28 protein-coding genes are annotated in these 26294 nt (G+C 70.6%); 12 read left to right on the forward strand and 16 right to left on the reverse strand.

Annotation, left to right across the window (positions count from 1 at the left end; translation table 11 throughout):
• Positions 1-254: 254 nt before the first annotated feature.
• The 3 genes from AC4NN1_RS13305 to AC4NN1_RS13315 are packed head-to-tail and all read left to right on the forward strand — an operon-like array spanning position 255 to position 3451.
• The gene (locus AC4NN1_RS13305; RefSeq protein ID WP_363455876.1) at positions 255-1553 is read left to right on the forward strand and encodes a quaternary amine ABC transporter ATP-binding protein; all 1299 of its coding nucleotides are present in this window, start codon (positions 255-257) and stop codon (positions 1551-1553) included.
• On the forward strand, positions 1553-2479 hold the full coding sequence (locus tag AC4NN1_RS13310) for an ABC transporter permease (RefSeq protein WP_311868657.1): 927 nt from the start codon (positions 1553-1555) through the stop codon (positions 2477-2479). The genes AC4NN1_RS13305 and AC4NN1_RS13310 overlap by 1 nt, the downstream gene beginning before the upstream one ends.
• A gap of 51 nt (positions 2480-2530) precedes the next feature.
• A complete protein-coding gene (locus AC4NN1_RS13315; RefSeq protein ID WP_020097649.1) occupies positions 2531-3451 on the forward strand; it encodes a glycine betaine ABC transporter substrate-binding protein in 921 nt (306 codons plus the stop codon).
• 13 nt (positions 3452-3464) lie between these two features.
• On the opposite strand, the gene AC4NN1_RS13320 is transcribed toward AC4NN1_RS13315, so the two are convergent.
• The gene (locus tag AC4NN1_RS13320; RefSeq protein ID WP_018187876.1) at positions 3465-4217 is read right to left on the reverse strand and encodes a hypothetical protein; all 753 of its coding nucleotides are present in this window, start codon (positions 4215-4217) and stop codon (positions 3465-3467) included.
• A gap of 10 nt (positions 4218-4227) precedes the next feature.
• Positions 4228-5094, reverse strand: coding sequence for a hypothetical protein (locus AC4NN1_RS13325; protein ID WP_018187877.1), 867 nt, complete (start codon positions 5092-5094; stop codon positions 4228-4230).
• A gap of 83 nt (positions 5095-5177) precedes the next feature.
• Between AC4NN1_RS13325 and AC4NN1_RS13330 the strand changes: the two genes are divergently transcribed.
• Positions 5178-5576: a DUF4259 domain-containing protein gene (locus tag AC4NN1_RS13330; RefSeq protein WP_336125479.1), complete on the forward strand. Its 399-nt coding sequence runs from the start codon at positions 5178-5180 to the stop codon at positions 5574-5576.
• A 6-nt stretch (positions 5577-5582) separates the two neighbouring features.
• Here the strand turns inward: AC4NN1_RS13330 and AC4NN1_RS13335 are convergent, their stop codons facing one another.
• Genes AC4NN1_RS13335 through purL form a run of 3 tightly spaced genes read right to left on the reverse strand, consistent with a single transcriptional unit; the run spans position 5583 to position 8787 of the window.
• A complete protein-coding gene (locus AC4NN1_RS13335) occupies positions 5583-6314 on the reverse strand; it encodes a YqjF family protein (RefSeq protein ID WP_363455884.1) in 732 nt (243 codons plus the stop codon).
• Between the two features lie 8 nt (positions 6315-6322).
• Positions 6323-6457, reverse strand: coding sequence for a hypothetical protein (locus AC4NN1_RS13340; RefSeq protein WP_018187880.1), 135 nt, complete (start codon positions 6455-6457; stop codon positions 6323-6325).
• A complete protein-coding gene (gene purL / locus AC4NN1_RS13345) occupies positions 6454-8787 on the reverse strand; it encodes a phosphoribosylformylglycinamidine synthase subunit PurL (RefSeq protein WP_491955575.1) in 2334 nt (777 codons plus the stop codon). Before purL ends, AC4NN1_RS13340 begins: the two co-directional genes overlap by 4 nt.
• Positions 8788-8924: 137 nt before the next feature.
• On the opposite strand from purL, the gene AC4NN1_RS13350 reads away from it, so the two are divergent.
• Complete coding sequence (locus tag AC4NN1_RS13350) at positions 8925-9467, forward strand: septum formation family protein (RefSeq protein ID WP_491955576.1); 543 nt, start codon at positions 8925-8927, stop codon at positions 9465-9467.
• Here the strand turns inward: AC4NN1_RS13350 and AC4NN1_RS13355 are convergent.
• Complete coding sequence (locus AC4NN1_RS13355; protein WP_018187883.1) at positions 9455-9649, reverse strand: hypothetical protein; 195 nt, start codon at positions 9647-9649, stop codon at positions 9455-9457. The genes AC4NN1_RS13350 and AC4NN1_RS13355 overlap by 13 nt on opposite strands.
• Positions 9650-9747: 98 nt before the next feature.
• On the opposite strand from AC4NN1_RS13355, the gene AC4NN1_RS13360 reads away from it, so the two are divergent.
• Positions 9748-10086 (forward strand): TraR/DksA family transcriptional regulator, encoded by a 339-nt coding sequence (locus tag AC4NN1_RS13360; RefSeq protein ID WP_018187884.1) that lies wholly within the window; start codon positions 9748-9750, stop codon positions 10084-10086.
• A 16-nt stretch (positions 10087-10102) separates the two neighbouring features.
• On the opposite strand, the gene AC4NN1_RS13365 is transcribed toward AC4NN1_RS13360, so the two are convergent.
• On the reverse strand, positions 10103-11419 hold the full coding sequence (locus AC4NN1_RS13365) for an HNH endonuclease signature motif containing protein (protein ID WP_491955577.1): 1317 nt from the start codon (positions 11417-11419) through the stop codon (positions 10103-10105).
• Positions 11420-11579: 160 nt separating this feature from the next.
• Between AC4NN1_RS13365 and AC4NN1_RS13370 the strand changes: the two genes are divergently transcribed.
• The 4 genes from AC4NN1_RS13370 to AC4NN1_RS13385 all read left to right on the forward strand — a co-directional run bounded on the left by AC4NN1_RS13370 (position 11580) and on the right by AC4NN1_RS13385 (position 14199).
• On the forward strand, positions 11580-11936 hold the full coding sequence (locus AC4NN1_RS13370; protein WP_491955578.1) for a hypothetical protein: 357 nt from the start codon (positions 11580-11582) through the stop codon (positions 11934-11936).
• Between the two features lie 575 nt (positions 11937-12511).
• Positions 12512-12805, forward strand: a complete 294-nt coding sequence (locus AC4NN1_RS13375) for a metal-sensitive transcriptional regulator (RefSeq protein ID WP_116227847.1) — start codon at positions 12512-12514, stop codon at positions 12803-12805.
• 61 nt (positions 12806-12866) lie between these two features.
• Positions 12867-13208, forward strand: a complete 342-nt coding sequence (locus AC4NN1_RS13380; protein ID WP_491955579.1) for an ArsR/SmtB family transcription factor — start codon at positions 12867-12869, stop codon at positions 13206-13208.
• Positions 13209-13230: 22 nt separating this feature from the next.
• Positions 13231-14199 (forward strand): SRPBCC family protein, encoded by a 969-nt coding sequence (locus AC4NN1_RS13385; protein ID WP_491955580.1) that lies wholly within the window; start codon positions 13231-13233, stop codon positions 14197-14199.
• 33 nt (positions 14200-14232) lie between these two features.
• On the opposite strand, the gene sufU is transcribed toward AC4NN1_RS13385, so the two are convergent.
• The 4 genes from sufU to AC4NN1_RS13405 are packed head-to-tail and all read right to left on the reverse strand — an operon-like array spanning position 14233 to position 18870.
• On the reverse strand, positions 14233-14694 hold the full coding sequence (gene sufU / locus AC4NN1_RS13390; protein ID WP_018187890.1) for a Fe-S cluster assembly sulfur transfer protein SufU: 462 nt from the start codon (positions 14692-14694) through the stop codon (positions 14233-14235).
• A complete protein-coding gene (locus AC4NN1_RS13395) occupies positions 14691-15986 on the reverse strand; it encodes a SufS family cysteine desulfurase (RefSeq protein WP_363455920.1) in 1296 nt (431 codons plus the stop codon). Before AC4NN1_RS13395 ends, sufU begins: the two co-directional genes overlap by 4 nt.
• A gap of 50 nt (positions 15987-16036) precedes the next feature.
• Entirely contained in the window at positions 16037-16783 is a 747-nt protein-coding gene (locus AC4NN1_RS13400; RefSeq protein WP_491955581.1) for a hypothetical protein, read from the reverse strand.
• 35 nt (positions 16784-16818) lie between these two features.
• Entirely contained in the window at positions 16819-18870 is a 2052-nt protein-coding gene (locus AC4NN1_RS13405; RefSeq protein WP_491955582.1) for an APC family permease, read from the reverse strand.
• Between the two features lie 62 nt (positions 18871-18932).
• Between AC4NN1_RS13405 and AC4NN1_RS13410 the strand changes: the two genes are divergently transcribed.
• The gene (locus AC4NN1_RS13410) at positions 18933-19997 is read left to right on the forward strand and encodes a VanZ family protein (RefSeq protein WP_491955583.1); all 1065 of its coding nucleotides are present in this window, start codon (positions 18933-18935) and stop codon (positions 19995-19997) included.
• Here AC4NN1_RS13410 and AC4NN1_RS13415 read toward each other — a convergent pair.
• The 4 genes from AC4NN1_RS13415 to AC4NN1_RS13430 are packed head-to-tail and all read right to left on the reverse strand — an operon-like array spanning position 19991 to position 24728.
• Entirely contained in the window at positions 19991-20806 is an 816-nt protein-coding gene (locus AC4NN1_RS13415) for a hypothetical protein (RefSeq protein ID WP_018187894.1), read from the reverse strand. The two genes, AC4NN1_RS13410 and AC4NN1_RS13415, sit on opposite strands and share 7 nt — an antisense overlap.
• On the reverse strand, positions 20803-22017 hold the full coding sequence (locus AC4NN1_RS13420; RefSeq protein WP_491955584.1) for an amidohydrolase: 1215 nt from the start codon (positions 22015-22017) through the stop codon (positions 20803-20805). Before AC4NN1_RS13420 ends, AC4NN1_RS13415 begins: the two co-directional genes overlap by 4 nt.
• A gap of 10 nt (positions 22018-22027) precedes the next feature.
• Positions 22028-23053: a LacI family DNA-binding transcriptional regulator gene (locus tag AC4NN1_RS13425; protein WP_491955585.1), complete on the reverse strand. Its 1026-nt coding sequence runs from the start codon at positions 23051-23053 to the stop codon at positions 22028-22030.
• Between the two features lies 1 nt (position 23054).
• Positions 23055-24728 (reverse strand): glycoside hydrolase family 13 protein, encoded by a 1674-nt coding sequence (locus tag AC4NN1_RS13430; RefSeq protein ID WP_491955586.1) that lies wholly within the window; start codon positions 24726-24728, stop codon positions 23055-23057.
• Between the two features lie 64 nt (positions 24729-24792).
• Here AC4NN1_RS13430 and AC4NN1_RS13435 point away from each other — a divergent pair, with 64 nt between their 5' ends.
• Positions 24793-25311, forward strand: a complete 519-nt coding sequence (locus AC4NN1_RS13435) for an adenine phosphoribosyltransferase (protein ID WP_018187898.1) — start codon at positions 24793-24795, stop codon at positions 25309-25311.
• Here the strand turns inward: AC4NN1_RS13435 and AC4NN1_RS13440 are convergent, their stop codons facing one another.
• Positions 25312-26229 carry a 2-hydroxyacid dehydrogenase gene (locus tag AC4NN1_RS13440; protein WP_491955587.1) on the reverse strand — a complete coding sequence of 306 codons (918 nt, stop codon included), beginning with the start codon at positions 26227-26229 and terminating at the stop codon, positions 25312-25314. It abuts the gene before it with no gap.
• Positions 26230-26294: the final 65 nt, after the last annotated feature.

Raw genomic sequence — 26294 nt, forward strand, 5'->3', positions numbered from 1 at the left:
CGATTTGATCCACGTCAACCGACTTCGTTACCGTCGAACGTGGGCCTCGTGCCCTCGACGACCAGTCCGCGGCCGTTCGAGCCGGCGCCTCAGGGCGTGGTGACGAGCGGACGTATGGTCGGCGGTCTGGGCGATGGACCCGATGTTCGTCGCCGAAGCTCTGCACTCGAGTGAGGTTTCGCTCGTGCGGATGCCGGTGATCGCCACCCGGGCGCTACCGATGCGGACGCGTGCGCGCCCGCCGAGGGAAGCACGTGACAACTGCCGCTGTCGAAGCGAAGAATCTGTTCAAAGTCTTCGGACGCAATCCCGGCCAGGCGGTCAAGCGCCTGAAGGCCGGGGAACCCCGAGACCAGGTCCGCGATGCCGGGACCGCGGCCGTCATCGACGCGAGCTTCCGCGTCGAGCGGGGCGAGATCTTCGTGATCATGGGCCTGTCGGGCTCGGGGAAGTCCACCATCATCCGCATGCTCAACGGGCTGCACGACGCGACCGGCGGAGAGGTGCTCGTGCACGGCGAGCCGATCACCGGCATCCCGGCCGCGAAGCTCCGCGGCATCCGTCGTGAGCGCATCGCCATGGTGTTCCAGCACTTCGCGCTGCTGCCGCACCGCACGGTGGCGGCGAACGTCGCCTACCCGCTCGAGCTGCAGGGCGTCGGCAAGGCCGAGCGGCTCGCGAAGGCCGAGGAGATCCTCGGGCTCGTCGGCCTCGAGGGCTGGGGAGACAAGCTGCCGTCGGCCCTGTCGGGAGGCATGCAGCAGCGCGTCGGCATCGCCCGTGCGCTCGCCGCCGACACCGACATCCTGCTCATGGACGAGGCGTTCAGCGCGCTCGACCCGCTCATCCGTCGCGAGATGCAGGAGCAGCTGCTCGAGCTGCAGCACAAGCTGCAGAAGACGATCATCTTCATCACGCACGACCTCAACGAGGCGATGTTCCTCGGCGACCGGATCGCGGTCATGCGCGACGGCCGCATCGTGCAGATCGGCACGCCGGAGGACATCCTCACCGACCCCGCCAACGACTACGTCGAGCAGTTCGTGCAGGACGTCGACCGCGCTCGCGTCCTCACCGCCGCGAACGTCATGGAGCGTCCCGGTTCCGTCTCGGTGACGGATGCCGCCGGCCCCCGCCGGGCTCTGCGCACCATGCGCGACGCCCGCATGGCCGCCGTCTACGTGACGGACCGCAGCCGCAAGCTCATCGGCATGGTGAGCGACCGCGACGCGCTCAAGCTGGTCCGCCGCGGCGAGAGCTCGCTGGCCTCCGCGCTCCGGCCGGTGCCGCAGGCCGTCGGCCAGGACGACGTCCTCATGGACCTCTTCGTGCCCGCTGCCGAGTCGCCGCTGCCGCTAGCGGTGACGGATGCCGAGGGTCGCCTCGTCGGCGTCATCCCGCGCATCACGCTGCTCACCGCGCTCGGCCCCTCGACGACCGAGACGACGGAGATCCCCGTGATCCTCGACCCGGTGCCCGGCTCCGTGATCGATGAGGCACTCGCCGGCGGCGCGGTCGACGGACCGGCCACCGAGAAGGAGGAGGTGCGCTGATGGGTGGTTTCCGCATCCCGATCGGTGAGTGGGCCGAAGCAGGCGTGGCGTGGATCCGCGACACGCTCGGCTGGCTGCTGTCCGGTGTCTCGGCCGTCGTCGGCTGGTTCGTCGACGCGCTCGCGAACGGTCTCCTGTCGTTGCCCATCGTCGCCGTGATCGTGATCTTCGCGGCGCTCGCCTGGGTGCTCCGTTCGTGGCGCTTCGCGATCGGCACGGTCGTCGGCTTCGTCCTCATCCTCGGGGTCGGCCAGTGGGTGACCTCGATGCAGACGCTCGCGCTCGTCCTGGTCGCGGCGATCATCGCCGTCGTCATCGCCGTGCCCCTCGGCATCGCCGCGGCCCGCAACGACACGTTCAGCGCGATCCTCCGCCCCGTGCTCGACCTCATGCAGAGCATGCCGGCGTTCGTCTACCTGATCCCCGCCATCGTGTTCTTCAGCATCGGCGTCGTGCCCGGTGTCGTCGCGACCGTCATCTTCGCGCTGCCCCCGGGCGTGCGTCTGACCGAGCTCGGCATCCGCGGCGTCGACAGCGAGACGGTCGAGGCCGGCCACGCGTTCGGCGCGACCCCGGGCCAGATCCTCCGCGGCGTGCAGCTGCCGCTCGCGATGCCGAGCATCATGGCCGGCGTCAACCAGCTGATCATGCTGGCCCTGTCGATGGCGGTCATCGCCGGTATCGCCGGCGCCGACGGCCTCGGCAAGGAGATCGTCCAGGCCATGTCGACCGTCGACATCGCCAAGGGCGTCGAGGCCGGCCTCAGCGTCGTCATCCTCGCCGTCTACCTCGACCGCCTGACGGGAGCCCTCGGCGCTCTGAAGACGCAGCGCGGCTCGCTGCTCGGTGCGATCGCGCGTCGTCGCGCACCGAAGGACGCTCGCGTCTCGACCCCGACTCCCGCACCGGAGCCCGTGGGCGTCTGACCCACCTGACCTGCTCGATACGGAACCAGCAATCACATACGGAAGGCACACATGAACAAGCGACACCTGACCGGCATCCTCGCGATCGGCGCTGCGGCATCCCTCGCCCTGGCCGGCTGCGCGACCGGCAACGACGTCGAGAACGGCGGCGGATCCAACGGGGGTGGCGAGGGCGACCTCGGCACCATCACGCTCGGCTACCTGCCCTCGTGGACCGACGGCCTCAGCACCGCGTACCTGCTCCAGGACCAGCTCGAGAAGGTCGGCTACACGGTCAAGATGCAGGAGCTCACCGAGGCGGGACCGCTCTACGCCGGTCTCGCGCAGGGTGACGTCGACATCTACCCGTCGGCCTGGCCCGAGCTGACCCACAAGTCCTACATGGACCAGTACAAGGACCAGATCGAGGACCTCGGTGCGTACTACGAGGGCGCGAAGCTGACGATCGCGGTGCCCGACTACGTCGACATCGACTCGATCGATGAGCTGAAGGCGAACGCGAGCCGCTTCGGCGGCAAGATCTACGGCATCGAGCCCGGCGCTGGTCTGACGAAGCAGACGCAGGAGTCGATGCTGCCCGAGTACGGGCTGGAGGACACCTACCAGCTCGTCACGTCGTCGACGGCGGCGATGCTCACCGAGCTCGACAGCGCCGAGGCCGCGCAGCGCGACATCGTCGTGACGTCGTGGCGTCCGTTCTGGGCCAACGACAAGTACAACCTGAAGGACCTCGAGGACCCGAAGGGCGCGATGGGCGAGGCTGAGGCCCTGCACTTCCTCGCGACCGACGGCTTCAAGGAGGAGAACCCCGAGGCGGCGAAGCTCATCGCCGGCATCAAGCTGGACGATGAGGAGTACGCGAGCCTCGAGGACACCGTCGTCAATAAGTACGGCGAGGGCAAGTACGCCGATGCCATCGACGAGTGGCTGACGAAGAACCCCGACGCCTACGACACGATCGTCACCGACTGATCGGTCGGTGAGGTCACGGGGATCCGGCTTCGGCCGGGTCCCCGTTGTCGTTCGGGCGCTCGGTCAGCGGCTGGGCGACCTTCTTCTCGAGCACCTCGACCGCCTCATCCGACAGGGCGATGAGCCCGTCGATCTCCTCGCGAACGCGCTGATAGGCGAGGTGGCGTTCCGCCGGCGTCGCGGCGTCATCGGTGGCGACGGCGAGCATGCGGGATGCCGTCGCGAGCCGTTTGCGCTCGGCATCCGTCAGTCCCGAGTCACGGGTGCGACGCGCTTCGCGCTCGGCGAGGTCGAAGGCGACCTCGAAGTCGGTGACGGCCCGGCGGTACTCGGCGACCTGCTCGGCCGTGGGCTTCGAGCCGTCGGCGGGGCGGGCGCGGTCGGCGATCTTCTTGGCGCGGAGGAACCCGGCGGTGAGGGGGTCGCGCCCGTTGCTCATCGACGGGAACGCGATGAGCTTGGCGACGTCGAGCTCGTAGTCGAGCCAGCGGTGCGTGACCTCGTCGTGGACGGCGCGCAGGTCGTCGGCCTGGTCCGCGACGGACTGCGAGGGGGCGTCGATCTCGGCGGCGGAGGCCGACCCGATGCCGCGCTTGGCCGCCGCGCGCGCCGCCGTGAGTTCGGCCTTCGCCTTCATGATCTCGAGGCGCTGCTTGTGTCGGCGCTTCGACGACGCGGCGAACGATCCGCTCGCCGCGGAGGCGAGCCCGAACAGCGGGAACACGAGCCACCAGTAGTGGCCCGCGAATTGCCAGAAATCGGTCACTCGCTACACCTTACGGGCGGTGCTGGTCGCGGTCGCGACCGTCCCGCCGTGAGCGGTAGGCGTCCAGAGCGGATGCCGCGCCCTCCGCGGCGCGCGAGATCCCGTCCACCGAGCGGGCGATCGCCTCGGTCGCGACGATCGTCCAGCGTGCAGCGGTCGAGTGGTCCGCGGGGGCGTCGTCGGGTCGGTGTCCGGCGAGGCGCCAGGCCTCCTGCTCCGCGGCGGCGAACGCGCGCCCGGTGTCGTCGACGGCAGCCCGGTAGGTCGAGAACTGCTCGGGCGTCAGGGTGGCGGTGGCGGATGCCGGGCGGTGCTCGCGGGCGATGCCCTCGAGGCGCAGGAACTCGGCCGTGGCGGGGACGCGCACGTCGCTGAGCGCGGGGAAGGCGAGGCGGCGGGCGGCATCCGTCTCGTACTCCATCCAGCGTGCGGCGATCGCGTCGTGCGCGGCCATGAGACGCGCGAGGGGGAGGTGCTTCGGGTCGGTGCCGCGGGCGGGGACGGCGGCGCGCTCGGCGCCGACGCGGGCGCGAGCGACGCGGATGGTCGCGATCGCCGCGGCTTTGGCGCGCTGCGCCGTCTCGAGTGCGCGCCGCGCGGTGCGGACGTCGTCGGGGTGGGCGCGGCCGACGGCGCGTTCGGCCTCGGCGCGGGTGAGTTCCGCCTGCGCGACGCGCGCTGCGGCGCGCGCGCTGACCGCGTCGGATCGGGCCTGCTGCAGCTCATGCTGGGCGGCCGTGAGCCCGAGGCGCCGGGCGCGGGTCGTCCGGCCGCGGCGGACGCCGACGAACCCGACCGCGCCGGCACCTGCGGCGGCGGGTGCGACCCACCAGAACTCCGCCAGCGCGGCTCCGACCCCCACGATCCAGAGCTGCATGCCGCCATGCTAGCCGCGACGGATGGTCGCGTTCCCAGGGATCGGACGTCGGGATGTCGCTCGGGCTCGCTACGCTCTGCCGCATGGGCACATGGAGCGAGGAACCGTTCGGCAACGACACCGCAGCGGACTGGGCGTGGGAACTCGACGAGGCGGACTCGTGGGCTTTCGTCACCGACGTCCTGCAGGGCTACGCGGCGGGTGATGAAGACGACGCGGACCGCGACGCCATCGCCGTCGCGGCGGCCGCGGTGGTCGCACACGGTTCCGGTCTTCCGCTCTCGGAGGAGGAGGACGCCGAGTCGGTCGAGGGCTTCCTCGCGCGGGTCGGCGCGCCGCCGGCATCCGTCGTGGCACTGGCGCGCGCCGCGCTCGACAAGGTCGGCGGCGACTCCGAGCTCGCCGAACTCTGGGATGAGTCCGACGAGATCGACGACTGGCGGGCGACCCTCGCGCGGCTGCGGGACGCGCTCCCCGCCTGACGCGCGTCAGCGCACCCGCTGGGCGCCCGAGAAGCGCGTGACGACGCCGGGATGCCGTGCGGGCATCGCGAGCACCGAGTCCGGCGCGCGGTCGGCGAGGTCGGGGAAGCCGGCATCCGCCAGGAGGCCGTCGTCGAGGCGCTCGACCTCGGCGCGCACCAGCGGCCACGGCTCGTGCTCGTTCGCGGCCCAGATCGTGCGGCCGAGGTGCCGCTCGTGGAAGCCCCAGCGTGCCGTGAGGAAGCGGCTCAGATCGTCGTCGACGACCTCGGTCCCCGGGACGACGCGGATGCGGGTGCGCGTCCGGTCGCCGAACCCCGGATGCCGCCGCGAGGCGTACTCGAGCGCGTCGCCGTCCGTTCGCATCGCGGCCTTCGCCCAGCGGTACGGCAGGCCGAAGACGGCACGCGCGCCGAGGACCGGCAGGAGGTGCTCGGCCTCGAGGGTCTGGAAGACGACGCCGCGGCGGCCGTCGGCATCCTTCGCGTAGGTGCGGACGTTGATCTCGACGAACCGGCCGACGAAGGGGACCGGGCGCAGCGGCAGGAAGCGGAACTCACTGAGGACGAACGGAATCAGCCCGACCCACGCCGACCCGTCGAAGAGGTCGGGTTCGGTTCCGGGCGGCAGGTGGGGTTCGACCCGTGCCGGATCGACCCGCCAGTGCAGGAAGCAGGCGCCGCTCCAGCGCTGCTGCAGCACCGCGCGACCCGGCAGGGCAGGCGCGGTGGCATCCATGGTCCGGGTCAGCCGAACAGCAGGGTGAGGACGGTCGCGCCGCCGCCCACGAGCACCATCGCGACGATCACGGTCCACGCGACCACCTTCGTGCGGGCGCGCTTGCGTCCGACGAAGTCGGCGTATTCGGGGTCGTCGCTCACGCGGTGACCTCGTCGACGATGGCTCCGAAGGCGGCGGGAAGCGTCGACTTCGAGACCTGACGGAGCTCGGCGACGGGGACGGTGAAGACACCCTGGATCTCGAGGGCCGCCTGCTCGCCCTCGGCGGCGTCGTCGGTCACGCCGATGCGGAGCACGGGGTAGCCGCGTCCCTCGCAGAGGCCCCGGAACTTCACGTCCTCCTCGCGCGGCACCGACACGATGACGCGGCCGGTCGACTCGCTGAACAGGGCGGTCGCGGCATCCACACCGTCGCGCTCCATGATCTCGCGGAGCCACACGCGGGCGCCGACGCCGAACCGGGTCGTCGCCTCGGCGAGAGCCTGACCGAGGCCGCCGGCCGACAGGTCGTGCGCGCTCGAGACGAGCATCTCGTCGCGCGCGGCCTGCAGCAGGCCCGCGAGGGTCTTCTCGCCGGCGAGGTCGACCTTCGGCGGGCGACCGCCGAGGTGGTCGTGGATCGTGTCGGCCCAGGCCGAGCCGTCGAGCTCGGTGGAGGTCGTACCGAGCAGGTAGATGTTCTCGCCGGCATCCTGCCAGCCGCTGGGGATGCGGCGCGAGACGTCGTCCATGATGCCGAGCACGCCCACGACGGGGGTCGGGAAGATGGGCTGGTCGCCGGTCTGGTTGTAGAAGCTGACGTTGCCGCCCGTGACGGGTACGCCGAGTTCGAAGCAGGCGTCGGCGAGACCGTCGACGGTCTGCCCGAACTGCCACATGACCTCGGGGTTCTCGGGGCTGCCGAAGTTGAGGCAGTCGGTGACGGCGGTGGGCTCGGCACCCGTGACGGCGACGTTGCGGTACGCCTCGGCCAGGGCGAGCTGCGCACCCGCGTACGGGTCGAGCTGGCAGTAACGGCCGTTGCAGTCGGTTGCGATCGCGAAGCCGAGACCCGACTCCTCGTCGACGCGGATCATGCCGGCGTCGTCGGGGAAGCTGAGGGCCGTGTTGCCCATGACGTAGTAGTCGTACTGGTTGGTGACCCAGGACGTGTCGGCGAGGTTCGGGCTGCCGAGGAGCTTCAGGAACTGCTCGCGCAGCACCTCGGGGTCATCGCTGCGCTCGAGGGACGCGGCGGAGTCCTCGCGGAGCGCGTCGATCCAGGTCGGGTAGGCGACGGGACGCTCATAGACGGGGCCGTCGACCGCGACGGTCGAGGGGTCGACGTCGACGATCTGCTCGCCGTGCCAGAAGATCTGCAGGCGGCCGTCTCCGGTGACCTCGCCGAGGACGCTCGTCTCGACATCCCACTTCTGGACGACGGCGAGGAACGCGTCGAGCTTCTCGGGAGCGACGATCGCCATCATGCGCTCCTGGCTCTCGCTCATGAGGATCTCCTCGGGCGTGAGCGACGGGTCGCGCAGCAGCACCTTCTCGAGGTCGACCTTCATGCCCGAGCCGCCGTTGGCGGCCAGCTCGCTCGTCGCGCACGAGATTCCGGCGGCACCGAGGTCCTGGATGGCCTCGACGAGCTCGCCCTGGTAGAGCTCGAGGCAGCACTCGATGAGCACCTTCTCGGCGAACGGGTCGCCGACCTGCACGGCGGGACGCTTGGTGGGGCCGCCGTCGGCGAAGGTGTCGGACGCCAGGATGGATGCCCCGCCGATGCCGTCGCCGCCGGTGCGGGCGCCGAACAGGACGACCTTGTTGCCGGCGCCGGTGGCGTTGGCGAGCTTGATGTCCTCGTGGCGGAGGACGCCGACCGCGAGCGCGTTGACGAGCGGGTTGCCTTGGTAGACCTTGTCGAAGACGGTCTCGCCGCCGATGTTCGGCAGGCCGAGGCAGTTCGCGTAGAAGCTGATGCCGCTGACGACGCCGTGCACGACGCGGGCGGTGTCGGGGTCGTCGATGTCGCCGAAGCGCAGCTGGTCCATGACCGCGACGGGGCGTGCGCCCATCGAGATGATGTCGCGGACGATGCCGCCGACGCCGGTCGCGGCGCCCTGGAACGGCTCGATGTAGCTCGGGTGGTTGTGGGACTCGACCTTGAAGGTGACGGCCCAGCCCTCGCCCACGTCGACGACGCCGGCGTTCTGGCCCATGCCGACCATGAGCCGTTCCTTCATCTCGTCCGAGACTTTGTCGCCGAAGCGGCGGAGGTAGATCTTCGAGGACTTGTAGGAGCAGTGCTCGCTCCACATGACGGAGTACATCGCCAGCTCGCCCGAGGTGGGGCGCCGGCCGAGGATCTCGCGGATCTTGTCGTACTCATCGGGCTTCAGGCCGAGGGCGCCGTAGGGCTGCTCCCGCTCCGGCGTGGCGATGGCGTTTTCGACGGTGTCTGCGACGGAGGGGGTGACTGGGGTGCTCACGCGGCTGGGCTCCAAGACTCGGGATGCCGGGGGACGCCCTCATCCTATCGGCGGGGCACCGGCATCCCGTCGTGTCTGCGAGGGCCGCGCTCCGATACGCTGACGCCGTCAGTTCGACGCATACTCCTGGGGGATTCATGTCGACACGTCGGTGGCGCTCGGGTGCGCTCGCAGCGGTGGGGATGGTCGTCGCCGTCCCCTTGATGTCCGGCTGCTCGGAAGCCGCGCTCTACCAGCTGTCGGGCGCGGTCTACCGTGACGCCTCCGGCGTGATCACGGTCGGCGGTGAACTCGACGTGTTCGATCTCGTCGCGGGGGATTGCTTCGACGAATCGGACGCCGTGCATCCTCGGGCCACAGAGGATTCGGTGTACGTCGTAGAGGCGATCCCGTGCGGCGACCCGCACACCTACGAGGTCTACCACGTGTTCGTGCTTCCCGCCGGTGACTATCCCGGTGAGGACGGGACAGCGACAGCGGCCGATGAGGGCTGCCTGCCGGCGTTCGAAGACTTCGTCGGACAACCCTGGGAGGACTCCCTACTCGAGTACTCCTTCTACACGCCGACCGAGAGCGGGTGGGACGGCATCGATAAGGACCGCATGGTGCAGTGCTTCATCGGTGACGAGGGCGTGAGCGTGACGGGCAGCGCCGCCGACGACGGCCGTCAGTCGTCCTGAGAGTCGTCCGGGTCGGAGTCGATGACGCCGATGCCGACGGCGTGGTGGCTGGGCTCCTCGCCCTGAGGCTGCGGCGCCTTCGGCTCCTCGCCGGGCTCCTTCGCGACGCTGGGCTCCTCGAGTTCCTCGGTATCGGGCATCTCTTCGGGGTCGTTGTGCTCGGTGCCGTCGTTGTCAGCCATGAGGGCTCCCTTCCGTTGCCCCCACTCTGGAGGGCGGATGCTGGTGCCGCGACGGTCTTGACGGTCGCCGGGTCGGTGGGTAGGCCTACGCTGACCGGATGGATCCGATCGAGCGGTTGCGTGCGCGCGAGCGGGAGCTGCAGGCGCAGTTGGCGCGTCTCGATGCCGACGATGCGGCGCTGCGGGTCGATCGATCGGATGCGACGGCCGACGACGAGCACGACCCCGAGGGCTCGACGCTGTCGGGGGAGTGGCAGCGGGTCGATGCGCTGAGGGCGTCGACGCGGGACGAGTTGGCGCAGGTCGCGACGGCGCTCTCGCGAGTGGATGCCGGCACCTACGGGGTGTGCGAACGGTGCGGTCGCCCGATCCCCGAGGCCCGGCTGGAGGTTCGGCCGCAGGCGACGATGTGCGTCGCGTGCGCGTCGCTCGGCTGAGGCGCGGCGGGGCGGTTCAAAAGGGTGCCGGGTCTCCGGGGTGTGTGGTGGCAGGTGTGAAGGCGACGGCCGGGGTGGGTGCGTCTTCGCGGTAGGTCCTGCCGAGGGGTGAGGTCCATTCGAGGACTCCACCCGACAGTTGTCGGACTCTCCATGCGGTGAATTGCTTCATCGAATGATGTCTCTGGCACAGATGCGCGAGGTTGGAGAGTTCCGTCCGCCCGCCCAGCGCGTAGTCGTGCGTGTGGTCGACTTCGCACCGGATCGCGGCGACCCGGCATCCGGGGAACCGGCAATGCTGGTCCCGGGCTTGCAGGAACCGTCGCATCCCGGACGGGACACGGTACGAATCCGTCGACACGGTGACTCCGGTGGTGGGGTCGTGGAACAGGCGCTCCCATGTGTGCGTCGCACCGGCGAGAAGGCGGGCGGTGGCCGGGTCGATGGGCGAGCGGCCGGCAAGATCGCACGGACCGTCGTCCGCTCCGGTGAGTGTCGCCGCAGGGACGAGCACTTGCACGCGGGCGCGGATCGCGCCCAGCGGCCCGGCGGTCGTGTCGCGCGTGTCATCCAACGCCGGGGTTCCCGCGAGGAGCAGGTCCGCGAACACGTCCGCGCGGACCTGATCGGTCGAGCGCGCGTCGGTCGCGACGACCTCCGAGTTCGCGGCGCGTTCGTCTCTCGTGTCGACGATCGCCCGCGCCTGCTGCGTGAGCCGAGCGTGGATCCCCTCCGCAATCACGGTCGGGAGAGTCGCGATCAGATCCGACATCCCATCCCGCCCCGGGATCACCCGCACGCACCGCCCCGCCGCGGCCTCTTCATGCCTTTCCGCGAACGATCGCGGGTGCATCCGGTGCGCGAGGATTTCCAGCTCACCTCGCACCCGGTTCGGCGTCTCACCTTCGCACCGTTCGATCGCTATGGTCTCGAACTCCGCCCACAACTCAGCCGGCAGGTTCACCCCAGCGTCGACGATCGCCCTCACATGCCCCTGCACGATCCGGCCCGCCTCCCACGCGGCCACCGCCGCCGGGAACCCTTCGATCGTCACCCGGGCTTCGCCGATCCGGCGTTGCACGGTCCGGTCGGTGGTCCGCATCGCCCCGGCGACCTCGGCCGAAATGGACCGGCGCACCATGTCGTGGAGGGTCACTTTCGCGTTCGGGGGCGCGCCCTGCTCCTCCGCCAGTCGGCCCGCGGCAGCGAGCACACGCAACTCCCGGATCTGCACGCGAGCGAGCTCAAGGGCCACGTCCTCGACGTCCGCAACGATCCCCGAGATGGCGGCGAGATACGACTCGCCACCGGGGGTTTCCGCCGCATCCGTCATACCTGCACTCTTGCACCAACCTCCGACATCGAGACCCCGAAAACCGCCGGAATCACACGTCGCGAACAGGCCGGCAGATGAGAAACGCCTCATCTGCGAGACGCCCCGGGCCCCGAAGAACATGATGGCGATGTACCGGCTGACGTCTCATAATGGCGGGGTGACGGACGAGACTGACCCCTGTGGGCTCGACGACCTCGACGGCATCGCGAACACCCTCATCACGCACCGCATCGGCGAGTGGGAGGTCATGATCGGCGGTGGGCCCGACAGGTACGTCCTCACTGCGCAGAACCCGTCGGGAACGCGCATCGTCAACGCGATCTCGCCGGCCGCCACGGCGACGGAGGACGACGACGAGGACGATGACGACACGATCGATCTGACCGTCGGAGACCAGGCGATCGACTACCCCCGCGAGTACGTGCTCGATCGCAGCGAAGTGCTGGACGCCATCGAGGACCTCCACACCGGGCAGTTTCCGACCGACCGATGGGGCATCACGGGCGACGCCTGACCCTCACGGGTTGCACGCCGCGCACGTCGCGGGGTCGGCGGCGAGACGGCCCGAGTCCGCAGCTCGCGCCCGTCGCACGCGTCGCACTCGTGGACGTCCGCGCTGATCTGATCGGTCGGCTCAGCACGCGGCGCCGCGCGGCACGTCCACGAGCCCGAACCCCGGGCATCCGCAGGAGTGCCGCCCTCATCCACGACAGGCGGCGGAGCGTGCGCCGGTGCTCCGGGTTGAGGTGCCCACAGAGGTCCGGTTCGAGGACGCCGGCTCCGCGGCGCACCAGCGCGAGAACGGATGCCTCGGCTTGCAGTCCCTTTCACAACTGACCCTCGCTCCGCGCGAAGACAGCCTGGTGCGGAAAACCGATGCGAGCGAGATACCCGCGCCTGCTGCTCACATTCGACCGTCCGCGCCGGCGCGACATTCGCGTGCGTCCGGCGGCCCTGCGAGACGTGGATGCCGCGGCTGAGGTCGACGAACACGGCCACCTCTTCGTGCACCATCGGCCCGAAGCCTCCGGAATAATACCCAGGGGGGTATAGTGAGTGGCACTTCGACGAGAACGAGAGGATGCCGACATGGATGAGGCTGCACAGGTCGGCGATCCGGTCACGCACGATGCTGAGGCGAAGCGCAAGGTGGTCAATCGCCTCAAGCGCGCGCAGGGCCAGCTCGCCGCAGTGATCACCGCGGTCGAGGGGGATGCCTCGTGCCGCGACGTCGTCCAGCAGCTCGCCGCCGTGTCCAAGGCGCTCGATCGGGCCGGGTTCCTCGTCATCTCGACGGCGTTGCGGGAGTGCCTGACCGACCCCGAGGGGTCCGCCGACCTGGACCCCGACGAGTTGGAGAAGCTCTTCCTCTCCCTGGCCTGATCGGCCCGCCGACACCGGGACCTCTTGACGCGAGGCATCCGCTGTTCTAACGTACAACCAAATGGTTGCACAAACGGAGCTCAGCGATGATCAGATCGATCGCGTCTTCCATGCCCTGGCGACGGCGACGCGGCGCGACATCCTGCGTCGCACGCTCGAGCGCGAGCAGTCCGTCTCCGCGCTCGCCGCGGACTACGACATGTCGTTCGCAGCCGTCCAGAAGCACGTCGCCGTCCTGGAGGCGGCGGAACTGGTCGTCAAGCGCGCCGAGGGCCGCGAGCGTCTCGTCCGAGCGGACCCCGACATGATCGCCCGCGCCCGTGCGCTGCTCGGCCGCTACGAAGACCTCTGGCGCTCCCGCGTCGACCGACTCGACGCACTGCTGGCCGAGCCCGAGAACTGACCGATCCACGAAGGAGTGAGACATGCCCGTCACCGACATCACCACCGACACCGAGAACCTCACCATGACGCTCACGGCCGACGTCGACGCCCCCGTCGACCGGCTGTGGCGTGCGTTCACGCAGCCGCGACAGCTCGAGCGGTTCTGGGGCCCTCCCGGGTGGCCGGCCACCTTCACCGCCTTCGACTTCACGGTCGGCGGTCACGCGCACTACGCGATGACGAGCCCGACGGGCGAGACCTCCCGCGGCACGTGGGAGTTCCTCGCGATCGACGAGGGCCGCGGCTTCGAGGTCCTCGACGCGTTCGCCGACGAGAACGGCGAGCCGCTCGCCGAGTTCCCGTCCATGCGGATGCGCTTCTCGTTCGACGAGACCGCGACCGGTTCGCGGCTCTCGAACATCACGTACTTCACCTCGGTCGAGGCGCTCGAGCAGGTCGTCGCGATGGGCGCCGTCGAGGGGTCGCGCCTGGCGATGAGCCAGCTCGACATCGTGCTCCACGACCTGCGCGACTGGTTCCAGGGCAAGGGGACGAACGTCGAGCTGCTCGACGACGTCCACGTCCGCATCACCCGCCTCGTCGACGGTCCGCGCGAGCTCGTGTGGCGCGCTCACAACGATCCCGACCTGATGAAGAAGTGGATGCTGGGGCCCGACGGGTGGTCGATGGTCGAGTGCGTCGTCGGCCAGCACTATCGGACGGTGTGGGAGCAGGACGGTCAGCCCGAGACCCGCTTCGGCTTCGAGGGCGAGACCCTGCTCCTCGACGAGCCGCGCCGCTCGGTCAGCACCGAGAAGATGATCGGCATGGAGGGTCCGTCGACGACGAACGACCTGCAGTTCTACGAGGAGGACGGCGCGACGCTGCTGACGCTCCTCATCGAGTACCCCGACAAGGAGACCCGCGACATGATCCTCGCCACCGGCATGGCCGACGGCATGGAAGCGTCCTACGCTCGACTCGAGCGCGAGGTGCTGCAGGCGGCGTGACGCCCCTCCGAGACGACGCCCTCGTCCGCCGGCTCAGGCCCGGGCGAGGGCGTCCTCGAGTGCGACCCACGCGAGCATCGCGCACTTGACGCGGGCCGAGAACTTCGACACCCCCGACAACGCTGCGGCGTCGGCGAAGGTCTCCTCGTCGAGCGGAATCGTGCCGCGCGAGCGCAGCGCTTCGCGGAACCCGTCGATGAGCTTCACGGCGTCCTCGCGCGGCAGGCCGGCGTCGCCGCCGTCCTCCTCGATCAGCGCGGCGAGCATCGACGCGGACGCCTGCGAGATCGAGCAGCCCGAGCCCTCCCACGACAGGTCGACGATGCGCTCACCGGCCTCGTCGACGCGCACCCGCAGGGTGATGTCGTCGCCGCACATCGGGTTGTGCTGGTGCGAGCTCGCCGTGCGGCCCTCTTCCGGAGTCAGGCCCTGCCCGTGGGGGTGCTTCGAGTGGTCCAGGATGAGCTCCTGGTACAGCGAGTCGAGACCGTTCATTCGTTCACTCCGAAGTAGGACCGGATGCCGCTGACGGCATCGATCAGGGCATCGACATCGGCGTCGGTGTTGTACAGGGCGGCCGAGGCGCGGACGGATGCCGTCACGCCGAACCGTCGGTGCAGGGGAGCGGCGCAGTGGTGTCCGACGCGGACGGCGATGCCCTGCGCATCGAGGAACTGGCCGGCGTCGTGCGCGTGCACGCCGTCGACGACGAAGCTCCAGAGGCCCACGCGCTCGGCGCCCTCGGCGTCTCCGAGCAGACGGATGCCGGGGATGTCGACGAGCCCTTCGCGCATCCGGGCCGCGAGCCGGGCCTCGTGCGCGTGGACGGCGGTGATGCCGGCATCCTCCAGGTACGACACGGCGGCCGCGAGGCCGATCGCGGGACCGATCGGCTGCGTGCCCGCCTCGAACCGCTGCGGCGGCGGCAGGTAGCCGGCCTCGTCGAGCGTCACGGTCGTGATCATCGACCCGCCGGTGAGGAACGGCGGCAGAGCCTCGAGCACGTCGCTGCGGCCGTACAGGCCGCCGACGCCGTACGGGCCGAGCATCTTGTGCCCGCTGAACACGGCGAGATCGACGCCCATGGCGGGCAGGTCGAGCCGCATGTGCGGCGCCGACTGGCAGGCGTCGAGCACCGTCAGCGCGCCGACCTCCTGCGCGAGGGCGACGATCTCGGCGACCGGGTTCACGATCCCGAGCACGTTCGACACGTGCGAGAACGCGACGATCCGCGTGCGCTCGCCGATGATCTGCGCCGCGGCATCCAGGTCGAGCCGGCCGTCGTCCTGCACGGGGATGTGCCGCAGCACGGCGCCGGTGCGCGCGGCGAGCTCCTGCCACGGGATGAGGTTCGCGTGGTGCTCGGCCTCGGTCGCGACGATCTCGTCGCCGGGCTGCAGCGCGAACCGAGCGGATGCCGGTGCCCCTCGCCCGAGCGTCGCGTTGCCGATCGAGTAGGCCACGAGGTTGAGCCCCTGCGTCGCACCGCTCGTCCAGGCGAGCTGCTCCTCGCGGGCGCCGACGAAGCGCGCGACGGCGGCCCGGGCATCCTCGAACAGGTCCGTCGCCTCGGCGGCGAGCGTGTGCGCACCGCGGTGGACGGCGGCATTGCTGCGGGTGAGGAAGTCGTATTCGGCCTGCAGCACCTGACGCGGCTTCTGGCTCGTCGCAGCGGAGTCGAGGTACACGAACGGATGCCCGTTGACCTCCTGCTGGAGGATCGGGAAGTCCTCGCGCAACCGGGTGGCGTCGAGCGTGGCGGGCTCGGACAGGGCGGGAGAAGTCACCCCCCTAGGCTACGCCGGTGGCGGGTCACCGGGTCGGCCGGCCCGGTCGGTCAGAAGTCGTAGTACGGACGGTAGGAGATGGACACGACCGTCTCGTCCGCGGGGTCGGTGTCTACCCAGGGTGAGTACCCGTCGAGCTCTCCGTTCTCCCCCGCCCCGTCGGCGCGGTCGATGGCGAAGAAGAAGCGCGGCTCGCCGTCCGGCATCGCGAGCTCCTTGTCCGGTCCGAGGGCGCGGACCTCGTCGGCGGTCAGGCCGATCGCCAGGTCGAACTCGGGCGTCACGGTGACGCCGTCCACGGCCTGGCCCGTCATCGTCACGTACGACGGGATGGAGTACTCGTTCCGGGACTTCCCGCCCTCGGTCGGGATCATGTCGAAGTAGGTGAAGCCGTCCCACGTGTACGACGTGTAGTCGGGGAAGTGCGTGCCGTCACCTTCGTAGACCGACTCCGACGGCTCCGAACCGAACGCGTCGGTGAGCGCGGATACCGCTCCGGCGGCATCGTCGCGCCAGCCGTAGGCGAAGAGCTCCGCCCCGTCGTCGGCGACGATCGTGAAGCCGTCCTCACCCAGCGCGACGTCGCTCGCCGTCGGTTCCTCCGCCTCGGTCGGCCTCGGGCTGGGCGCGACGGACGGAGTGGACGCCTCGGGCGTCGGTGACCCGGGCGCGGGGGCGGCAGCGGGTGCCGGCATCCGATTCATCAGGAGGACGATCGCGACGACGGCGGCGATCGCGAGCGCGCCCGCCAAGGTCAGCAGCGGGATGAGGTTGCGGGGGCGGCGGGACTCGGCCATGCCGTCATCGTGGCAGGGTGACCGTCATAACTCCATCAGTTGTCGGAATGCTCCACCAAACCGTAATGACGCTGGTCGATCCGGCCGCCGCGGTCGTCGCCGGGGAGCGGGCGCGAGCGCCGGCCGTAGACGATCTCGGACGAGTCGAGCAGCCACGGCACGAGGGTCACGGTCACGCCGTGGACCATCATCAGCTGCTGAGCGATGCGCCGCGCACGACGGTTGTGCAACGGCGTCTCCCACCAGTGGCCCACGATGTACTGCGGCAGGTAGACGGTGACGACCGACGGCCCGTGCTTCTCGCGGTACTTCTCGATGAACCCGATCAGCGGAGACGCGTAGTGACGGTAGGGCGAGTCGACGACGACGAGGGGCACCGGCATCCGGTGATACTCCCAATCGGCCTTCAGCTCGGCGATGTCGTCGGAGGTGACCGCGACGTGGACGGCGAGCGTCTTCTCGTGCTTGGCGGCGAGGGCGTAGTCGATCGCCTTCGCGACGGGCTTCTGCAGTGTGCCGACCAGGATGATCGCGAGGTCGCCCGACGAGCCGTACTTGACCGTGTCGTCCATCTCGATCTCGTGCTCGACGTCGCGGTAGTACCGGTTGACGCCGATCATGAGGAACGCGAGGACGGGCATGGCGAGGAAGACGAGCCAGGCACCGTGGGTGAACTTCGTCACCGTCACGATCGCGAGGACCGCGACGGTGAACGCCGCGCCGACGGTGTTGATGACGAGGCCCGAGTACGCCGCGCGCCGCTCGGGGGTGTTCCCCTTCAGCAGCTTCAGTTCACGCCGCCAGTGGCGGACCATGCCGATCTGGCCCAGGGAGAACGACACGAACACACCGATGATGTAGAGCTGGATGAGGGTCGTCAGGTTGGCCTGGAAGACCACGAGGATCGCGATGGCCGCGCCGCCGAGGATCAGCATCCCGTTCGAGAAGACCAGACGGTCGCCGCGCGAGTTCAGCGCCTTCGGCGCGTAGCTGTCGCGGGCGAGGACCGAGCCGAGCAGGGGGAACCCGTTGAACGCCGTGTTGGCGGCGAGCAGCAGGACGCACGCCGTCGCCGCCTGGATGATGAAGAAGAAGATCGAATCGCCGCCGAACGTCGCCGCGGCGACCTGCGCCATGAGGCTCGGCTGGGGGCCCGACGCGCAGTCGAACCCGACGAGCGAGCACGGGTTCTCGGCGTAGTGGACGTTCGAGACCAGGGCGAGCGTCGTGAGCCCGGCGAAGAGCACGATCGCGATCCCGCCCATGAGCACCAGGGTCGTCTGCGCGTTCTTGACCTTCGGGGCGCGGAAGGCGGGCACGCCGTTGCTCACGGCCTCGACACCGGTGAGGGCGGAGCATCCGCTCGAGAAGGCGCGCAGCAGCAGCAGGACGAAGGCGACCTGCGACAGGCTCTCGGGCTCGACCGTGTACGCCGCGCTCGACGCGACCGGCGCGTCACCCATCAGCCAGCGGAACAGCCCGGTGCCGATCATGACGGCGACCGAGCCGATGAAGACGTACGTCGGGATCGCGAACGCCTGCGAGGCTTCGCGGACGCCGCGCAGGTTCACGATGACCAGCAGGATGACGAAGCCCACCGCGAGCTCGACGCGCCACGGGTCGAGGACGGGGAGCGCGGAGATGATGTTGTCGACACCCGACGACACCGAGACGGCGACGGTCAGGACGTAGTCGACGAGGAGCGCCGACCCGACGACCACACCCGCCTTCTCGCCGAGGTTGGTGCGGGCGACCTCGTAGTCGCCACCGCCCGACGGGTAGGCCTTGATGAGCTGCCGGTAGCTGAGCACGACGACGATGAGGAGCACGACGACGGCGGCAGCCACCGGAGGGGCGAAGGCCATGAACGCCGTGCCGCCGATGAGCAGAATCATCAGCAGTTCCTGCGGGGCGTAGGCCACCGACGAGAGGGCGTCCGAGGCGAAGATCGGCAGCGCGCGCTTCTTCGGCAGCAGCTGCGCGTCGAGCTTCTCGGAGTCGAGCGGCTCACCGATCAGCATCCGTTTGACGGCGGGGGAGGAGGCCGCGTTCGGATCGCGGCTGTCAGTGGTCACGGCGGGCGACATTACGCCTCCCGCGAACCCGCCGCAACGCGGGCGGGTCGCGCCGTGTTCCCTAGACTCGCGCCATGAGTGGACAGGTCTTCCCCGCGGTCGTCGCGATCCTCTTCGGCGCGGTGGCGGGGCTGGTCCTCTTCGTGCCCGTCGTCGCCCTCAGCTACCGTCGCCGGGGCCGCCTCAGCGTCGGCCGTTTGGGGTTCTGGGCGGCATCCCTCGTCTACTTCCTGGCGATCTGGAGTTACACCCTCCTCCCGATCCCCGCCTCGGACGATTACCGGTGCGCGGGTGCCGTCCTGTCGCTCGCGCCGACCGTCGACGACGTCGTGGGGGCGTTCGCCGACGGGTCGCCCCTCACCGACGTCCGACTGCTGCAGGTCGTCTTCAACGTCCTCCTCTTCGTCCCCCTCGGCTTCCTCATCCGGGTCGTGGGGCGCCGCGGCATCGTCCTCGGGGTGCTGGCGGGGCTCGTGCTGTCGCTGTTCATCGAGACGACCCAGCTGACCGGCGTCTGGGGGATCTTCCCGTGCGGCTACCGCCTCTTCGACGTCGGCGACCTGCTGACCAACACGCTCGGAGCCCTCATCGGGTCGGTGCTCGGGCTCATCGTCCCGGCGCGGCTCCGCGGCGTCGAGAAGGCAGCGGATGCCGGGGCTCCCCGCCCCGTCACGCGCGGACGTCGCCTCCTCGGCGCCGTCTGCGACCTGGTGGGTACGGCCATCCTGGCCGGGGCCGCGGGCACAGTCGTGCAGTTGTTCCTGCAGTTCGCGCTCCGACGTGAGGACCTCGTGTCGGACGGGGTCATCGCCGACGTCGCGTCGGGATGGGTGCCGATCGTGGTCTGGCTCGGCGTGACCCTCGCGACGGGACGCACGGTCGGCGATCTGTGCGTCGAGCTGCGCTACGACGGCGGGCGGTTCCCCGAGCCGGTAGGCCGCCTGCTCCGATTCACGGGCGGGATCGGCGGCTACCTCCTGCTCGGCGAGCTCGGGGCCGTCGGCGGCATCCTCGTCGTCGCGTTCGTCGTGACGTGGCTCGTGCTGCTGTTCGCGACGCCCGCAGGGCGTGGCCTACCGGGCGTTGTCAGCGGCCGTCAGCTCGTCGACGCGCGGGCGAGCGAGCCGGTCGCTCACTGACCCCGGGCGCGGAACGTGTACGTGATCGAAGCGACCTTCTGCGTCGCGTCGTCCGACTCGACGAAGGCGCTGAACTCGCGCTTGCCGTTGCTGTAGAACGTGCCGCGGCCCTCGCCGAAGGTGAGGCGCACGTGGCCGTTGGTGAGCGCGAACTCGTCGAACGGACCCTTGCTCCGCGCCTGGTCGAGGGTGTCGCCCACAGCGACGCCGAACTCGTTCGTCACCTGGACGGACTGCGGCAGCCCCGAGGTCACGGTCACCCAGGTCGGTGCGGGGACCTCGCTGCGCGAGCGGCCGCCGTCGCCGAGGAACACGTCGTACAAGCGGAAGCCGGGCCACACGTAGATGTCGTAGGCCCAGTTCTCTGCGTCGCCGTTGACGAAGTCCTCCTTGGGCGCCGTGCCGAAGGCCTTGGTCAACGCGGCGATCGCCGGGCCGGAGTCGTCCGCCCACGTGTGGGTGAACGTACCGTCCGCGGTCTTCACCGTGAAACCCGAGCCGTTCAGGGCGATGGTGGATGCCGCGGCCGGAGGCTCCGGCGCGGGCGTCTCCGACGGCTGCGGGTCCTGCGGTGTCGAGGGTGCCGGCTGCGGTGCGGACTGCGAGCTCTGCGCCGGAGCGGGCGCCGCCGTGGTCGGCTCGGTCGCGCGCACGAGATACACGCTGACGACGACGATGACGGCGACGAGCAGGACGCCGGCGACGGCGCCGAGGATCATCGGAACCCGGTTGGGGTTCTCGCGGCGCTCGGGCTCGCGGTGCTCCTGCGGGTCGAGGGGGGCGAAGGGCAGCCAGTCGTCGTTGCTCATGTGAGGAACTCCCGCGCGGCGACGGCCAGGGCGTCGACGCCGCGCTCGATGGTCGGGTGGAGAACGGGGGCGAAGAACGGGGAGTGGTTCGTCGGGATGTCGCGCGAGATCGTGCCGGCAGCGGCGGCATCCGCGTACTGCTGCGGGTCGACACCGCCCCAGAACCAGTAGACGAGCGGGGCGCCGGCCTCGCGGGCGAACCACGAGACGTCCTCGCTGCCGGTGAACATGCCGGGGTCGACGACCGTCCCCTCGCCGAACGCGCGGTCCATCGCCGCCGTCAGCCGGGCCGTCGCGTCCGCGTCGTTGATGGTCGGCGGCAGGGTGTGGAGGGTCGTGATCGTCGGCTCCTGCTCGGCACCGGATGCCGCGGCCTCGGCGCGGACGACGCGCTCGACGCGGGCGAGGATGTCGGCCCGCGCCGCGTCGTCCGGGTAGCGCAGGCTCAGCTCGAGGGTCGCTTCGGCCGGGATGATGTTGTTCTTCAGGCCGGCGTGGATCGAGCCGACGGTGACGACGGCCATCTCGCGGGGGTCGACCTCGCGCGAGACGACGGTCTGCAGGCGCATGACGGTCGCCGCCGCCATGACGATCGGGTCGATCGTCGAATGCGGGCGCGAGCCGTGTCCGCCGCGGCCGTGGAGGGTGACGGTGATGCCGTCGGATGCCGCCATCTGCGTGCCCGGGCGCACACCGATCGAGCCGGCGGGCAACGGGGTGAGGTGCTGTCCGAGCACGATGTCGGGCTTCGGGTACCGGTCGAGCACGCCGTCGGCGATCATCGCCTGCGCGCCGGCGCCGTACTCCTCGGCGGGCTGGAAGACGGCGACGACCGTGCCGGACCACTCGCCGCGGGTCGCCTGCAGCTTCTCGAGCGCGCCCAGCATCGCCGTCACGTGCATGTCGTGGCCGCACGCGTGCATGACCGGGACGTCCTGCCCGGCGGGGTCGACGCCTCGGGCCGTGCTCGCGTAGGGGAGCCCGGTCTGCTCGGGGACGGGGAGGCCGTCCATGTCGGCGCGCAGCCAGACGACGGGGCCGTCGCCGCTGCGGATCACGGTGACGACGCCGGTGCGGCCGACGCCCTCCTCGTAGTCGAGGCCGAGCGCTGCGAGCTCGCGCGTGATGACGCCGGCCGTGCGGGTCTCCTGGAACGAGAGTTCCGGGTGCCGGTGCAGATCGGTGTAGATCGCTTCGAGATCGAGGGGCATACCTTCGAGCCTACGGCGAGGGACGGCCTGCTACCTCAGCGAGTCCTCCACGGGGAGCGCTCGTCGAGGTGCGCTCGACCAGCCGGAAGGCCAGATCGCCGATCTCGTCGCGGCCGTCGATGGCCGCGAGGACGGCATCCGCTGCGCGCTCACCCTGCTCGTGCGGGAACTGCGCGACCGTCGTCAGACCGAAGAAGTCGCCCATCTCATGCCCGTCGACGCCGACGACCGACAGGTCCCCCGGCACGTCGAGGCCCCGGTCGCGCGCGGCGAAGAGGGCGCCGAAGGCGATCTCGTCGGATGCCGCGAAGATCGCCGTCGGCGGATCGTCGCGCTCCAGCAGGGTGAGCGCCGCGCGGTGGCCGCCCTCGATCGTGAAGTCCGCGGCGGCGAAGGGGGCGTCGGGGATGCCGGCATCCGCCATCGCCGATGCGAACCCGTGACGGCGCAGCGACGGGATGTCGAGGCCCGGATCGCCCGCGTACCCCGCACCGATGTGGGCGATGCGCCGGTGGCCGAGGCCCAGCAGGTGCTCGGTCGCGGCGCGGGCGACGGCGAGCTCGTCGACGCGCAGGGCGGGGAACCGCGAGGTCGTCGCGCTGAGACCGACCACGGGCAGCTCGAGCGCCAGCATCCGGTCGACCTCGTCATCGGCGAGGGTGACGGACAGGACGATGAGCCCGTCGACCCGGCCGCGGCGCAGCGACGTGTCGAGCACGCCGTCGCGCTGCGCGCGGTCGTCGCTCATGCTGTACAGCGTCATGTCGTAGCCCTCGGGCGCCAGGCGACTCGCGATGCCGTCGAGGACGTTGGCGAAGAACCACCGGTCGAGCAGCGGCACGACGACACCGACGTTCGAGGCGCGGCCCGTCGCGAGAGCGGATGCCGCGGCCGACACCACGTAGCCGAGGTCGGCCGCGGCGGCGCGGACACGGGCGCGGGTCGCATCCGAGATGCGCCCGCGCCCGCTCAGCGCACGGGAGACGGTCGCCGCCGACACGCCTGCGGCGCGGGCGACGTCGTCGATGCCGGTCACGTCAGTCCGCGGCGATCCACACCGTGGTGTCGGCCGGCAGCTCGCGACCCGCGAACGCGTCGCTCTCGACCAGCAGCGTGCCCTTGGGGAGCGCGACCGGGGTCGTGCCGACGTTGGCGACGACGGTGACGTCGCCGTTGCGGAACGCGATGACGTCGTCACCGTAGCCGTCCAGCCACTCGAGTGATCCCGCACCCAGCTCGTGGGCGCGACGGGTCGCGAGGAGCGTGCGGTACAGCCACAGCGTCGAGTCCGGCTGGTCCTCCTGCACGTCGCGGGCCAGAGCGGTCCACTCGGCCGGCTGGGGCAGCCAGCTCTCGCCGGTCGGGCTGAAGCCGAACGCGCCCTGATCGGCGGTCCAGGGCAGCGGGACGCGGCATCCGTCACGCCCGTAGCGCTCGCCGTTCGTGCGGAACCAGGTCGGGTCCTCGCGGACGTCGTCGGGCAGCTCCATCGCCTCGGGAAGGCCCAGCTCCTCGCCCTGATACAGGTACGACGAGCCGGGAAGGGCGAGCATGAGCGCCGTAGCCGCGCGGGCGCGGCGCAGGCCTGCGGCCGGGTCGGGCTTGCCGGGCGTGTTCGGCCCGACGCCGTGGCCCTGCGGGTGGCCGGGCATCGCGAGTCGGGTCGCGTGGCGGATGACGTCGTGGTTCGAGAGCACCCAGGTCGCCGGGGCCCCGACGGCGGGGAAGGCGCGCAGGGACTCGCTGATGATCTCGCGCAGCTGCGCGGCATCCCATTCGCTCATCGCATAGGGGAAGTTGAAGGCCTGGTGCATCTCGTCGGAGCGGACCCACTTGGCGGTCTCGTCGACGGTCGGGAGCCACGCCTCGGCGCAGAGCGCACGGTCGCCCTCGTACTCGTCGAGCACGCGGTGCCACTCGCGCCACACCTGGTGGACGCCCTCCTGACCCCAGTACGGCACCGGCTCGGCGCCGCCCATCGAGTCGGCCTCGGCCGGGGGGGTGTAGTCGGGCAGGCCGTCGGCCTTGATGAGGCCGTGCGCCACGTCGACGCGGAAGCCGTCGACGCCGCGGTCGAGCCAGAAGCGGAGCGTCTTCTCGAACGCGGCACGCACCTCGGGATTGTTCCAGTCGAAGTCGGGCTGCGAGCTGTCGAACAGGTGCAGGTACCACTGGCCGTCCGGGATGCGGGTCCAGGCCGGACCGCCGAAGACGGACTCCCAGTTGTTGGGCGGCAGTTCGCCGTTCTCGCCCTTGCCGTCGCGGAACATGTAGCGGGCGCGCTCCGGGCTGCCGGGGGCGGCGGCGAGGGCCTGCTGGAACCAGACGTGCTTGTCGGAGGAGTGGTTCGGGACGAGGTCGATGATGACCCGGATGCCGCGGGCGTGCGCCGCCTCGAGCATGTCGTCGAAGTCGCCGAGGGTGCCGAAGAGCGGGTCGACGTCGCGGTAGTCGGCGACGTCGTAGCCGGCATCCTTCTGCGGCGAGGTGAAGAAGGGGCTCAGCCACACGGCGTCGACGCCGAGCGAAGCGAGGTCGTCGAGGTGCGACGTGATGCCGGGCAGGTCGCCGATGCCGTCGCCCGAGGCGTCCGCGAAGGAGCGGGGGTAGATCTGGTAGATCACGGCGGTGCGCCACCACTCGGCGCCGGGGCGGCTCTCGCCGATCGGTGCCAGCGTCGACGTGGCGGTCGGGGAGGGGGTCGAAGTCATGCGCGCCAGCCTAGCGCAAGCGCTTGCGCACGGTGCATCAGGCAGGGCGAGTACTCTCGACCCAGTGAATCCCGACGCACTCGCCCGAGCCGAATCGCTCATCGCGACGATCCCCGACTTCCCCGAACCCGGCATCCTCTTCCGCGACATCTCGCCGCTGCTGGCCGACCCGGCCGCGCTGCGCACCATCGCGATGGCCATGGCCGAGCCGTTCGTCGGCTCGTTCGACGTGGTCGCCGGCGTCGAGGCGCGCGGCTTCCTGCTGGCGGGCGCGATCGCGATCGCCTCGGGCACGGGTCTCGCCCCGATCCGCAAGGCGGGCAAGCTGCCGCGCCCCGCCGGCTCGGTGAGCTACGACCTCGAGTACGGCAGCGCGACGATCGAGATGACGGACGACCTCTCCTCGGGCGCCCGCGTCCTGCTCGTCGACGACGTCCTCGCCACCGGCGGCACGCTCCGCGCCGGACAGCAGCTGCTCGAGCAGCTCGGCTACAGCCTTGCCGGTACGTCCGTGCTGATGGAGCTCACTGCGCTCGAGGGCCGCTCCGTCTGCGGTCCCGTGCACAGCGTGTTCACCGTCTGATCAGGTCCGGATCACGACGTTCTCGGGCTCCTCGCCCGCGAGCAGGTGCCCGATCTGCCGACGCAGCAACCGTACGATCCGCGGGTGCATCGCGTCGGTCGCGCCCCCGACGTGCGGCGCGATGACGACGCCGTCGAGCGTCCAGAGCGGGTGATCCGCGGGCAGCGGCTCGGGGTCGGTGACGTCGAGGGCCGCACGGATGCCGCGGCCGCGGACGTGGGCGACGAGGGCGTCCGTGTCGATCAGCGACCCGCGTCCCACGTTCACGACGAGGGCGCCGTCGGGCAGGGCGGCCAGGAACGCGTCGTCGATGACGTGCCGCGTCCGGTCGCCGCCGGGGAGCGAGGCCACGACGATGTCGACGTCCGGAAGCAGCTCCGGTAGCTCGTCGACGCTGTGCACACGGATACGGTCCTCGTCGCGCGCGCTCGAGGCGACCGGCACCAGTTCGACCTCGAAGGGGGCGAGGCGCGCCGCGATCGCCTTGCCGACGCCACCGTATCCGAGCAGCATGACGCGCCGGTCGGCGAGTCCGGTGGCCTGGAAGGGGGCCCAGTCGCCCGTCGCCTGGGCGCGGACGAACCGGTCGATGCCGCGCTGCGCCGTCAGCGTGAGAGCGACGGCGAGCTCGGCGGTGGCCGCCTCGTGCACGGTCGCCGCGTTCGCGAAGACCGAGCCGGCGGGCAGCCGGTCCTCGATGCCCTCGTACCCGATCGCCTGCCCCTGCACGAGTCCGACCTCGACGCCCTCCAACAGGGGGAGCGGGCTGCCCTTCGACATGTACGGCGGGACGACGACGTCGATGCGCGGGCGGGGGGAGGGGGCATCCATCTTCCAGACGAACACATCGGCCCCCTCGATGTCGGAGAGGTCCTCGGCGAGGCGGGCGGTGGGGACGCTGACGCTGATCGAAGCCATGCGTTCGAGGCTATCGCCCGGCCCGGGGCCTCGGCCCGCGTCGCGGTCAGGACACCTAGGCTGGT

The sequence above is a fragment of the Microbacterium sp. MDV22-iso44 genome, assembly GCF_058629135.1.

Excerpts from the sequence above, each read along its gene's own strand:
- AC4NN1_RS13310 (WP_311868657.1), top strand. The coding sequence starts at position 1,553 with ATGGGTGGTTTCCGCATCCCGATCGGTGAGTGGGCCGAAGCAGGCGTG.
- AC4NN1_RS13315 (WP_020097649.1), top strand. The coding sequence starts at position 2,531 with ATGAACAAGCGACACCTGACCGGCATCCTCGCGATCGGCGCTGCGGCA.
- AC4NN1_RS13325 (WP_018187877.1), bottom strand. The coding sequence starts at position 5,094 with ATGCAGCTCTGGATCGTGGGGGTCGGAGCCGCGCTGGCGGAGTTCTGG.
- AC4NN1_RS13330 (WP_336125479.1), top strand. The coding sequence starts at position 5,178 with ATGGGCACATGGAGCGAGGAACCGTTCGGCAACGACACCGCAGCGGAC.
- AC4NN1_RS13335 (WP_363455884.1), bottom strand. The coding sequence starts at position 6,314 with ATGGATGCCACCGCGCCTGCCCTGCCGGGTCGCGCGGTGCTGCAGCAG.
- AC4NN1_RS13350 (WP_491955576.1), top strand. The coding sequence starts at position 8,925 with ATGTCGACACGTCGGTGGCGCTCGGGTGCGCTCGCAGCGGTGGGGATG.
- AC4NN1_RS13355 (WP_018187883.1), bottom strand. The coding sequence starts at position 9,649 with ATGGCTGACAACGACGGCACCGAGCACAACGACCCCGAAGAGATGCCC.
- AC4NN1_RS13360 (WP_018187884.1), top strand. The coding sequence starts at position 9,748 with ATGGATCCGATCGAGCGGTTGCGTGCGCGCGAGCGGGAGCTGCAGGCG.
- AC4NN1_RS13365 (WP_491955577.1), bottom strand. The coding sequence starts at position 11,419 with ATGACGGATGCGGCGGAAACCCCCGGTGGCGAGTCGTATCTCGCCGCC.
- AC4NN1_RS13375 (WP_116227847.1), top strand. The coding sequence starts at position 12,512 with ATGGATGAGGCTGCACAGGTCGGCGATCCGGTCACGCACGATGCTGAG.
- AC4NN1_RS13380 (WP_491955579.1), top strand. The coding sequence starts at position 12,867 with ATGGTTGCACAAACGGAGCTCAGCGATGATCAGATCGATCGCGTCTTC.
- AC4NN1_RS13385 (WP_491955580.1), top strand. The coding sequence starts at position 13,231 with ATGCCCGTCACCGACATCACCACCGACACCGAGAACCTCACCATGACG.
- sufU (WP_018187890.1), bottom strand. The coding sequence starts at position 14,694 with ATGAACGGTCTCGACTCGCTGTACCAGGAGCTCATCCTGGACCACTCG.
- AC4NN1_RS13400 (WP_491955581.1), bottom strand. The coding sequence starts at position 16,783 with ATGGCCGAGTCCCGCCGCCCCCGCAACCTCATCCCGCTGCTGACCTTG.
- AC4NN1_RS13405 (WP_491955582.1), bottom strand. The coding sequence starts at position 18,870 with ATGTCGCCCGCCGTGACCACTGACAGCCGCGATCCGAACGCGGCCTCC.
- AC4NN1_RS13410 (WP_491955583.1), top strand. The coding sequence starts at position 18,933 with ATGAGTGGACAGGTCTTCCCCGCGGTCGTCGCGATCCTCTTCGGCGCG.
- AC4NN1_RS13415 (WP_018187894.1), bottom strand. The coding sequence starts at position 20,806 with ATGAGCAACGACGACTGGCTGCCCTTCGCCCCCCTCGACCCGCAGGAG.
- AC4NN1_RS13420 (WP_491955584.1), bottom strand. The coding sequence starts at position 22,017 with ATGCCCCTCGATCTCGAAGCGATCTACACCGATCTGCACCGGCACCCG.
- AC4NN1_RS13430 (WP_491955586.1), bottom strand. The coding sequence starts at position 24,728 with ATGACTTCGACCCCCTCCCCGACCGCCACGTCGACGCTGGCACCGATC.
- AC4NN1_RS13440 (WP_491955587.1), bottom strand. The coding sequence starts at position 26,229 with ATGGCTTCGATCAGCGTCAGCGTCCCCACCGCCCGCCTCGCCGAGGAC.